Annotated in this window: 11 protein-coding genes; 6 read left to right on the top strand and 5 right to left on the bottom strand. The window is 62.6% G+C overall.

What is annotated here, in order from left to right; all coding sequences use genetic code 11:
• From C7G61_RS35165 to C7G61_RS35150, 4 genes are all read left to right on the top strand, one after another.
• On the top strand, nt 1–386 hold a 386-nt coding region (locus C7G61_RS35165; protein WP_108522301.1), incomplete at its 5' end, for a chemotaxis protein CheW.
• Nucleotides 387–414: 28 nt separating this feature from the next.
• Entirely contained in the window at nt 415–804 is a 390-nt protein-coding gene (locus tag C7G61_RS35160) for a response regulator (RefSeq protein ID WP_108522293.1), read from the top strand.
• 31 nt (nt 805–835) lie between these two features.
• Nucleotides 836–1,708 carry a CheR family methyltransferase gene (locus C7G61_RS35155; protein ID WP_108522292.1) on the top strand — a complete coding sequence of 291 codons (873 nt, stop codon included), beginning with the start codon at nt 836–838 and terminating at the stop codon, nt 1,706–1,708.
• Nucleotides 1,709–1,711: 3 nt separating this feature from the next.
• Nucleotides 1,712–2,032: a pilus assembly protein PilZ gene (locus C7G61_RS35150; protein ID WP_108522291.1), complete on the top strand. Its 321-nt coding sequence runs from the start codon at nt 1,712–1,714 to the stop codon at nt 2,030–2,032.
• On the opposite strand, the gene C7G61_RS35145 is transcribed toward C7G61_RS35150, so the two are convergent.
• Nucleotides 2,009–2,263 carry a PAS-domain containing protein gene (locus C7G61_RS35145; RefSeq protein WP_108522290.1) on the bottom strand — a complete coding sequence of 85 codons (255 nt, stop codon included), beginning with the start codon at nt 2,261–2,263 and terminating at the stop codon, nt 2,009–2,011. The two genes, C7G61_RS35150 and C7G61_RS35145, sit on opposite strands and share 24 nt — an antisense overlap.
• Nucleotides 2,264–2,416: 153 nt before the next feature.
• Nucleotides 2,417–2,812: a hypothetical protein gene (locus tag C7G61_RS35140; RefSeq protein ID WP_108522289.1), complete on the bottom strand. Its 396-nt coding sequence runs from the start codon at nt 2,810–2,812 to the stop codon at nt 2,417–2,419.
• Nucleotides 2,813–2,954: 142 nt separating this feature from the next.
• On the opposite strand from C7G61_RS35140, the gene C7G61_RS35135 reads away from it, so the two are divergent.
• Nucleotides 2,955–3,596, top strand: coding sequence for a response regulator transcription factor (locus C7G61_RS35135; protein ID WP_108522288.1), 642 nt, complete (start codon nt 2,955–2,957; stop codon nt 3,594–3,596).
• Between the two features lie 78 nt (nt 3,597–3,674).
• On the opposite strand, the gene C7G61_RS35130 is transcribed toward C7G61_RS35135, so the two are convergent.
• The 3 genes from C7G61_RS35130 to C7G61_RS35120 all read right to left on the bottom strand — a co-directional run bounded on the left by C7G61_RS35130 (nt 3,675) and on the right by C7G61_RS35120 (nt 8,627).
• Nucleotides 3,675–7,181, bottom strand: a complete 3,507-nt coding sequence (locus tag C7G61_RS35130) for a PAS domain S-box protein (protein WP_108522287.1) — start codon at nt 7,179–7,181, stop codon at nt 3,675–3,677.
• Nucleotides 7,182–7,248: 67 nt separating this feature from the next.
• The gene (locus tag C7G61_RS35125) at nt 7,249–7,674 is read right to left on the bottom strand and encodes a response regulator (RefSeq protein WP_108522286.1); all 426 of its coding nucleotides are present in this window, start codon (nt 7,672–7,674) and stop codon (nt 7,249–7,251) included.
• Between the two features lie 233 nt (nt 7,675–7,907).
• Nucleotides 7,908–8,627 (bottom strand): GntR family transcriptional regulator, encoded by a 720-nt coding sequence (locus C7G61_RS35120; RefSeq protein WP_108522285.1) that lies wholly within the window; start codon nt 8,625–8,627, stop codon nt 7,908–7,910.
• Nucleotides 8,628–8,737: 110 nt separating this feature from the next.
• Between C7G61_RS35120 and C7G61_RS35115 the strand changes: the two genes are divergently transcribed.
• Nucleotides 8,738–9,742 carry an ABC transporter substrate-binding protein gene (locus C7G61_RS35115; protein WP_420836818.1) on the top strand — a complete coding sequence of 335 codons (1,005 nt, stop codon included), beginning with the start codon at nt 8,738–8,740 and terminating at the stop codon, nt 9,740–9,742.
• Nucleotides 9,743–9,747: the final 5 nt, after the last annotated feature.

Genomic DNA, 9,747 nt, shown 5'->3' with positions numbered 1-9,747 from the left:
CGCGGGTACAGGACGTGTTCATGCCGGAACGGCTGACGCGCGTTCCCCTGTCGTCGGCGGAGATCGCCGGCGTGCTCAACCTGCGCGGCCGCATCGTCACCGTGGTCGACATGCGCGCCCGCCTCGGGCTGCCGAAGAACGACGACGGCAAGCCGCCGATGGCGGTCGGCGTCGATCTGCGCGGCGAGTCCTACGGCCTTTTGATCGACCAGATCGGCGAGGTCTTGAAACTCCACGATAACGGCCGCGAGGAAAACCCCGTCAATCTCGACCCCCGCATGGCCAAGCTCGCCGGTGGTGTTCACCGTCTCGACGGCCAGCTCATGGTCGTCCTCGACATCGATCGCGTTCTCGAAATCGTGCCAAAAACAACCCTCGCAGCGTAACACCGCGCGTCAAGCAAGGAGGCCTGAAATGAAAACCTGTCTTGTGGTCGATGACTCCAGCGTCGTGCGAAAGATCGCGCGCCGCATCCTGGAAGATATGGACTTCCAGATCACCGAGGCCGAGGACGGCGAGCAGGCGCTTGCGTTCTGCAAGGAGGCCATGCCTGACGCGGTTCTGCTCGACTGGAACATGCCGGTCATGGACGGCTACGAATTCCTCGGCAATCTGCGCCGCCTGCCCGGCGGCGACGCGCCCAAGGTGGTGTTCTGCACCACCGAGAACGGCATGGATCATATCTCGCGTGCGCTGCATGCCGGTGCCAACGAATACATCATGAAGCCGTTCGACAAGGACATCGTTGCGGCAAAATTCCAGGAAGTCGGTCTGGTCGCGCTTAACGAACAGAGCTCGGTCTAAATCTTATCCGCTTGCCCCTGAGAGGCCCGCCGTGACCCCGCCAGACTATGAGTATCTGCGTAAGCTCCTGAAGGATCATTCCGGTCTCGACCTGTCCGCAGACAAGCAATATCTGATTGAAAGCCGCCTGCTTCCGCTGTCGCGCAAATGCGGTGTGCCGGGTATCGGCGAACTCGTACAGAAAATGAAGGGCGGATCGTCGACGATCATCGCCCAGGTGGTCGAAGCCATGACCACCAACGAAACCTTCTTCTTCCGCGACAAGGTGCCGTTCGAACACTTCCGCGATACGATCATGCCGGAGATGTTGAAGGCCCGCGCCAGCCGCAAGAGCATCAGGATCTGGTGCGCCGCCGGCTCGACCGGCCAGGAGCCGTATTCGCTTGCCATGTCGCTGAAGGAAATGGGCGCGGCGCTGGCCGGATGGCGCGTCGAAATCATCGCGACCGACCTGTCCACCGAAGTGCTCGAGAAATCGAAATCAGGCATCTATAGCCAGTTCGAGGTCCAGCGTGGCCTTCCGATTCAATTGCTCGTCAAATATTTCAAGCAGAACGGCGAGCTCTGGCAGATCAGCCCGGAGCTGCGCGCCATGGTTCAGCACCGGCAACTGAACCTGCTGCATGATTTCTCCCAGCTAGGCACCTTTGACGTCATCTTCTGCCGCAACGTCCTGATCTATTTCGATCAGGACACCAAGATCAATATCTTCGGCCGCCTCGCCAAGGCGATGGAAGGCGATGGCTTCCTGGTGCTGGGCGCGGCGGAAACGGTCGTCGGCCTGACCGATGTCTTCAAGCCGTTCCCGGACAAGCGCGGTCTCTATCGGCCGAGCGGCGCGCGTGCCGGGTCCGTGCAGGCCGCAACGTCGATGCCAAAAATTGCGGCGATGGCGGGACGGTGAGCGATGACAGAGGACGGCAAGAGCTTGGATCGGGTCACGTTCAGCCGGGGCTATGACGTCTGCATCATGGCGATCGACGGCACCTGGCGCAGGGACTGCCAGCTCAATGCGATCTCGGACACCGACGCCGAGTTGACCGTGGAAGGCTCCATTCAGGGCCTCAATCTCAAGGAGTTCTTCCTGCTGCTGTCGTCGACCGGTCTCGCCTATCGCCGGTGCGAACTGGTTCGCGTCAACGGCACGGAAATGGACATCCGCTTCCTGAGAGGCAAGCACGCCAAGAAGCGGCCGGGCGCCTCGTCAAAAGAAGAAATGATGAACTGAGCCGGTAGCATTGGCGGGGCCAAATGCTCCGGTGCAGCGCAGACGGTTCGCCCGGTTCAACGGGTGTCGACGGCTTTCTCGCGCGGGGCGGCAAGACCCGACGTGCAGGCGGTCGGGCGCCAGCCTGTACATTTTTACGTAGCGATCGTTCCACAGCAGCAGGCGATTGTCCGGCCCGAACATGCAAAGGCCGTGGCTCATATTGTTGAGCGCCGCGTCGAGATTCTCCATCGTCGTGGCCGTGTCCTGGTCCGACGGCGCGCCCGTGGCATGACGGACGCCAGCCCGCGATCGCAGCAGGTAGTTAACGGCGCGAGAAAATCCGGGTGAAAGTTTGCGGTGGAGGGAAACCGTGCGTTCCAGCAGGCCGGCGCCGTGTCGGGCTTACGCCCCGATGACCGAAAGTGCCGGCGGGCTTGAGGCGCATGGACCGCTATCGCCGGAGTCCCGCAGGGAGCGCAGGGCAATGCCAAGATTGACGTCGCAAGCCTGCAATGCGGCGACAGCCTTCATGTAGCGGGGAGACACGTCGTCGAGCACAATGATATCGGTGGAACTCTCGGGGCTGCCGGGCGATGTTTCCGCCGAAGTTTCCGTCAAAGTTTCGGCCGAAGTTTCGGCCGAAGTTTCCCTGGCGATCGTCTGTTCGATCAGCCGCAGGCTGTTCTGGACGTGCGCGACCAGGCTGACGAGGTCGGAAACCACGGCACGGTAGGCGTCATTCCGGTCGTGGGGCGCCTGTGCGACCTGTGCGACGCCGTCGCCTGCTGCATTCTGCATGAGTGCACTCCTTAGTTACTTTTTTAGGTGTGCGTTGCTACTTGTGCGTTAAGCTGCGGTCCCGTACAAATACGGTCCGGTATGGAGTTCGATACCGTTATCCGAGTGTGAGTCACATCCAACCACGCATGGACGATGGAACATGGCTGAAAAAGCCCCCTCCCGTGGGGAGATCTTTGTAGTCGATGACGACCCCGCCGTTCGCGACACGCTGTCGATGGTCCTGACGGCAGGCGGCTATCAGGTCATCTGCTTCGCCGACGGCGCCGCGCTGCTGGCGATTGCACGAACGCGGACGCCTTCTTGCATCCTGCTCGATGTGCATATCCCCGGTAAGTCCGGCCTCGATATTCTGAGAGAGCTGCATGGCGAGGATTATCCTGCGCCGATCTTCATGATCTCGGGGCAGGGCGATATCGCCATGGCGGTCAGCGCCATCAAGAACGGCGCGCTGGACTTCATCGAAAAGCCGTTTCGCGGCAGTGAAATCGTCGCGAGACTCGACGAGGCGATCGAGGCCTACGCCCGCCGGCAGGCGGAGAACTCGGCATCTAGAATCGCGACACTGCATTTTCCGGGACGCGAACCGCTCACGCGGCGCGAACGCGAGGTGCTGGAACAGTTCACCGCCGGCGCGTCCAACAAGGAAGCGGGGCGGCATCTCGGAATCAGCCCGCGCACGATCGAGGATCACCGCGCCAATATCATGAAGAAGCTCGGCGCGCGGAATGCGGCGGACCTGGTCCGGATCGTGATGACCACGCAGCGTCAGGGCCAGATCTGATTATACAGGTCTGATCGCAGGCTTGATTACAGGCAGGCTTGATTGCAGGCGGGCCGGGTGCGGTCGCTGCGGCGTCGATCAATCGGCGAGCGCTTTTCGAATCATGATCGCCATATCCGATTTCCGGTAGGGCTTGGCGAGCAGCAATACGCCTTCGTCGAGCCGGCCGTGATGAATGATGGCATTCTCGGTATAGCCCGAGGTGAACAGTACCCTCAATCCGGGCCTGACCTTCAACATCTCGTCGGCGAGCTGGCGGCCGTTCATGCCGGGCATGATCACGTCGGTGAACAGCAGGTCGAACGCATGGCCGGTATGGACGAGCGCGAGGGCTTCGGCTGCGTTCGCCGCGTCCAGCGTGACGTAACCGAGTGAATGCAGTTGCGCGAGCACATAGTCGCGCACCAGCTTGTCGTCTTCCACGACCAGAATTATTTCATGGCCGCCCTCGACGGCCTGCGCCAGCGCCGGATCGGCCGCCGGCAAGGCGCCCGTGGCCGGCGGCAGATACATCTTGATCGTCGTGCCATGGCCCTCCTCGCTGTAGATCATGATGTGCCCGGCCGATTGCTTGATAAAGCCGTAGACCATGCTCAGCCCGAGGCCGGTGCCCTTGCCGGGGCCTTTCGAGGTGAAGAACGGATTGAATACCTTGTCGAGCATCGCGGGCGGGATGCCGGCCCCGGTATCGCTCACCGCGATCATGGCGTAGCGGCCGGGCCGGACGTCACTGTGCGTCCTCGCATAATTATCATCGAGAATGACGAAGCCGGTCTCGATGATCAGCTTGCCTCCGTCCGGCATGGCGTCGCGGGCGTTGAGGGCCAGATTGAGGATCGCGGTGGCGAGTTGATTGGGATCGACGATCGCCGGACAGGTCTCATCCTCGAACACGGATTCGATCTCGACATGCTCGCCGAGCGTCCGCTGCAGCAGTTTCGCGGTGTCGATGATCAGCGTGTTGACGTCGGTTATCTTTGGTTCGAGCGGTTGCTTGCGCGCGAATGCGAGCAGCTGCTGGGTGAGGTCGGCGCCGCGCGAGGCGGCCTCGTCGATCATTCGCGTGATGGCGGCAAGCTGCGGTTCGCCCTTGACGGCATCGGCCAGAATTTCGATCGTTCCCGTGATCACGGTCAGAATGTTGTTGAAGTCGTGCGCGATGCCGCCGGTGAGCTGGCCCATGGCCTCCATCTTCTCGGCCTGCCGGATCCTGTCCTCGGCCGCGATCCTGTCGGTGAGGTCGCGGACGAATCCGTTGAACAAGAAGCCTCCACGCGTCCTCAGCGCGGCGATGCTCAGCTCGACCGTGATTTCCTTTCCGTCGCGCCGCCTGATCTGGAGTTCGCGGCGGGGCTGACGGACTGCCTCATTGCCGGAAAGCAGGAAGGATTGCAGGGCTTTCTTGAGGGGGCCTTGCCCGTCCGGCTGGCCCATCAGATCGAACACATTCCTGCCGAGCGCTTCATCGCGCGGCCAGCCGAAGATGTTTTCAGCCTGGGCATTCCAGTCCCGGATACGGCCCTTCTCGTCGATCTGGACGAAGGCGTCCAGCGCGGTGTCGATGATGCCGCGCGCGAGCTGCTCGCTTTCGCGCAACGTCTCCTGCGCCAGCCGGCTCTCGGTCATGTCGCGACCGACGAAGAAGAAGCGCCTGGCCGGCTCGGACCATGTTCCGAGCCATGACAGCCACACCTCCCGCCCGTTCTTGTGAATGCAGCGCGTATCGGAGATCTTCGGACGCTGCCCGCGCCGTGCCGCGCGCATTTCCTGGCGGGAGGTCTCGAGATGGTCGGGATGAATGAAGTCCTCGCCGCTGCGGCCGATCATTTCCTCCGGCCGATAGCCCAATATGGCCTCGCAGCTCGGGCTGATCTGAACCAGAGCCCCTCGCGAATCCAGCACCATGATCAGATCCTGCGAGGTCTCGAAGATGCGGCGAAGCTCTTCGGTCTGCCGACGCAGCACCTGCCTGGTCTTGTTGGCTTCGGTGATGTCGCGCACAACACTCGAGATGCCGATGGTCGCTCCCGAGGGCGCCTTGATCGGAGAGATGCTGAGCGAGACTTCGATCCGCCCGCCACCTTTTCGCAGGCGGACCGTTTCACTGTGTTCGATGCTTTCGCCCCAGCCGATCCGGCGCAGCGCGTCCTGCAGCTCCGGCAGTCGATCCTCGGGTACCAGCAGCGTGATGTTCTTGCCCGTGGCTTCCGCCGCGCTGTATCCGAACAGCCGCTCCGCCGCCGAATTCCAGCCGGTGATGGTGCCGTCGAGCGACGTCGTGATGATGGCGTCGTTGGAGGATTCGACCGCCGCGCTGAACAGCCGCTCCCGCTCGGCATGATGGTCGCGTGCCGCTATGGTGCGGCGATGCTCCTGTACCTCTTGTTGGAGCGCCGCGGTCTTTGCATTGATTTCCTCGAACGCATACGCAAATGCGCGAGCGAGCACACCGGTCTCGCCGCCTGCATCGACCGGAATGGCGATCTTCTTGCTACTGGCCACCCCCTGCACGGCTTCGGTCAGCTGCACGATCGGGCGGGTCAGCGACCTCGCGATCACCAGGGCCAGCACCGCCGCGCACAACACGGCGATCCCGCCAACGAGAAGGGAAGTATTTCTGATGCTCGCGGCCGGCGCCATGATGACCGCGTTAGGGGCGGTTTCGATGACGCCAACCCATTCGACGCCCGCCAGAACAGCGGGCGCCAGCGCTATTCCGCCCGGCTGTGCGGCTTGATCCGGCACGATATCCGAGCTGCCTTGCGTGGCCCCGGCCTGCGACGCCAGATGCGGGAAGTCGGCTTTCCAGTCGTTCGGCTTGCCGAGCAACGCGCCGAACTCGCGCGACCGATCTGGGTGAATGAGATAGTCGCCCTGCTTGTTGACGACGTATATGGTCTCGCCAGGCAACACCGACGACCGGACACGGTCGAACGCGCGCCGCATGTCAACATTGACCATGAAAAGGCCGAACGGTTTGCCGTCGTCTCCAAAGATCGGCGTCGCGACGCGAAGCGTCGGCCTGTGCACCGCCTCGATCAGTCCGTTGCGTCGACCCAGATCGAGCGGCGAGACGTAGATTTGCGTGGGGCCCAGCCCCATCGTTTCGTGGAAATAGCCGCGATTGTTTCTCTTCAGCAAGCCCTCTTCGGGCACGATCCGAACCGTGTCGTTCGGTCCCGCGCGATCGACGCGGACAAGCTCACGGCCATCGTCGTCAAGGCCGATGATCCGAAGCATCGCATAGGTTGGCTTGGCTTCGAGTTCGGCCGCGAAGCGTGATGCCAGCCGGTCGCGCCAGGTCTTTTCGGTGACGCCATCGACTGGATCTATGCCACCCGACCTGCGGGCGCGGATCAATCCGTGCAGCGCCGCTGCGGAACGAAAGCTCGCGACATCTCCGGTCGCGCTGGCCGCGTAATATTCGAGGTCGGTCGCGAGCTGCCGCGAATGAGTCTCGATGCGGTCGCGAGCCCGCAGCAGAAGCGCCTGTTCCAGGTTGCGATAGTTCAGCCATCCGACCGCGGAAACCGCGATCGCGACCAACGCAATCATCGCGATGGCAAGCCTGGTTGTGAGCGTCATGTCGCTGTTCGCCTGCCCTCCCGCTCCGGCCCGGCGGGCCGCCGGACGAATCGGATGCTATGGCGCATTACGGGGAGGAAGCAACACCGCCGGTCGATGGCGAGCCGCGTCCGGCGGCTGCCAGGCAGCCCGTGACGGCTGCCAGGAGGTCGGCCGGCCGGAACGGTTTCTGCAGGCTGGAGACCGCGCCAAGCTTGGTTGCCATGGTCAGGAAGTCCGGGGCGGTGTCTGCATCCGAAGAGACTGGCCGGCCGGAGATGACGATGATCGGAAGCTGCGGCTGCTGCTGGCGAACCATCCGCATGGTTTCAAATCCGTCCATTCCCGGCATAAAAATGTCGAGAAACAGCAAATCGAAATCTCCGGTCTGACACAATGCCAGGCCCTTTCGCCCGTCATCGGCAGTGACCACGCTATGGCCTGCGCGTTCCAGCAACAGGCGGATGGTCATCTGGACCGCAATATCGTCATCCACGACCAATATTCTTGCCAAAGTAAAAAATTCTCCGGGCCCCGTTTGGAATCAGGTCAACGGCAGGTTGCGAGTTTTGCCGAATCCTCGTGTTGTCGCAACTGCTTCGCTGGCAGGATCGCTCCGATTAGCCGTCAAAAAAGCCCGGATAAAAACGCAGTTATCCGCATGTTGCCGGGCATACACGCACGAGGCCTTGCGCCCGAGAACGTGATTCGCCGCGCATGCGGCAGGGCCGCAAAGGGCCGCAAGGATCAGTTGCTGAGATATTCCGGGTAGCGCGATCGAATCCGGGCGAGTTCACTGAGCGTACCTGACAGGTGAGTGCGCAGGTGCTTCTGCGCCTCGTCGGGTTCCCCGGCATCGATCGCCTTCGCGATCAGTCTGTGATGCCGCACGATATCCTGCGCCTTGCCGGGCGAGGGCAGATGCATCCGGCGCAGCCGGTCGATATGCCCGCTGCGGCTGCGCACCAGCGCCCAGATGTCCTGCTTGTCGGCCGCCGCATAGAGCTGGCTGTGGAACTCGTTATCGGCGGCCATGAATTTTTCGAAGTCGCCGGCCTTGGCATACTGCTGCTGGAGGGCGATCGTCGCGTGAAGTTCGGCGACGAGCGTTCCGTCGTGCTGGATCGCGAGCCCACGCACGATTTCGAGTTCGACCGCCTGCCGCAGGAAATGCGCTTGCTGCGCCAGCCGCACGTCGACCCGGCTGACCACGGTTGCATATTGCGGGAAGACGTCGACGAGCCCTTCTTCTTCAAGCCGCATCAGCGCATCGCGGATCGGCGTCGAGCTGACGCCGAATTGGCTGGCAAGCGCGGCGCGCGACAACGGCGATCCCGGCGGCAGTTCCAGCGAGATGATCATGCCGCGCAGGCGCTCGAACACCTGCGGCGCGGCCTGGCGATCGCGATCGAGCCCGCCTGCGGAACGCGGGGCTGCGCGGCGGGAGGCGGTGTTCGGGGGAGCCATCGGGCGACCGGCCGTTCCAGAAGGGACTTGCTTCAGATACACTAATACATTAGTGCATCTCCCCGGAAGCGTCAACGAGACGCCGGAGGAGATGCACAATGAAAAACAGGATGTGGAGCGCCTGCGCGGGCGCCGTTGCGATGCTCATGTTGCTGCCGGGCTCTCAGGTATCGGCCCAACAGAAGTCGGAGGTGACGCTGTCGCGGCAGCCGGGCATTTTCTACATGCCCTCGCACATCATGGAAAAGAACAGGCTGATCGAGAAGCACGCGGCTTCCCTCGGCGTTCCCGGCGTCACCACCAAATGGATCAATTTGAGCGGCGGCGGCGCGCAAACCGATGCCTTGCTGGCCGGCAGCGTCGACATCCTCAACACCGGAACCGGCAACCTCCTGCTGCTGTGGGATCGCACCCGCGGCGGCGTCAAGGGTATCGTCGCGACCTCGGCGCAGCCGATGACGCTGATCAGCCGCGATCCGAACATCAAGTCGATCAGGGATTTCGGGGCGAACGACAAGATCGCGGTGCCGACCGTCAAGGTCTCGACGCAGGCGATCGTGCTGCAGATCGCGGCCGCCGAAGCCTTCGGCGCCGACCAGTGGTCGAAGCTCGATCCCAACACCGTGCAGCTCGGCCATCCCGACGCCTATGTGGCGTTGACCAACACGCAGCACGAGGTGCGCAATCACTTTTCGATTCCGCCGTTCACGTTCCTCGAACTGAAGAACGTGCCCGGCGCGCATGTGGTGCTGTCGTCGCCCGACGTGATGGGCGGCCCGCTCAGCCAGGCGCAGTTCTTCACGACGACCAAATTCGCCGACGCCAATCCGAAGATCGTGCAGGCGGTGCGCGACGCCACCAAGGAGGCGCAGGACCTGATCCGCAGCGACACCAAGGCCGCGGTCGAGATCTACAAGGAAGTCACCGGCGACAAGACCAGCGTCGACGATCTGCTGGCGTGGCTCAAGGAGCCCGGCATGATGGAATGGAACCTGCAGCCGCAGGGCACTATGAAATTCGCCGCCCATCTGTTCAAGGTCGGCACGCTGAAGACCATGCCAAAAGCCTTCACCGATTACTATCTGCCGGTCGCGCACGACCTGAAGGGCAATTGATCGAC

It is taken from the genome of Bradyrhizobium algeriense (genome assembly GCF_003062295.1).
In the GTDB taxonomy this organism is placed as follows: domain Bacteria; phylum Pseudomonadota; class Alphaproteobacteria; order Rhizobiales; family Xanthobacteraceae; genus Bradyrhizobium; species Bradyrhizobium algeriense.
The sequence above is the reverse complement of the archived record's forward strand: the minus strand, read 5'-3'. Positions and strand labels throughout refer to the sequence as shown.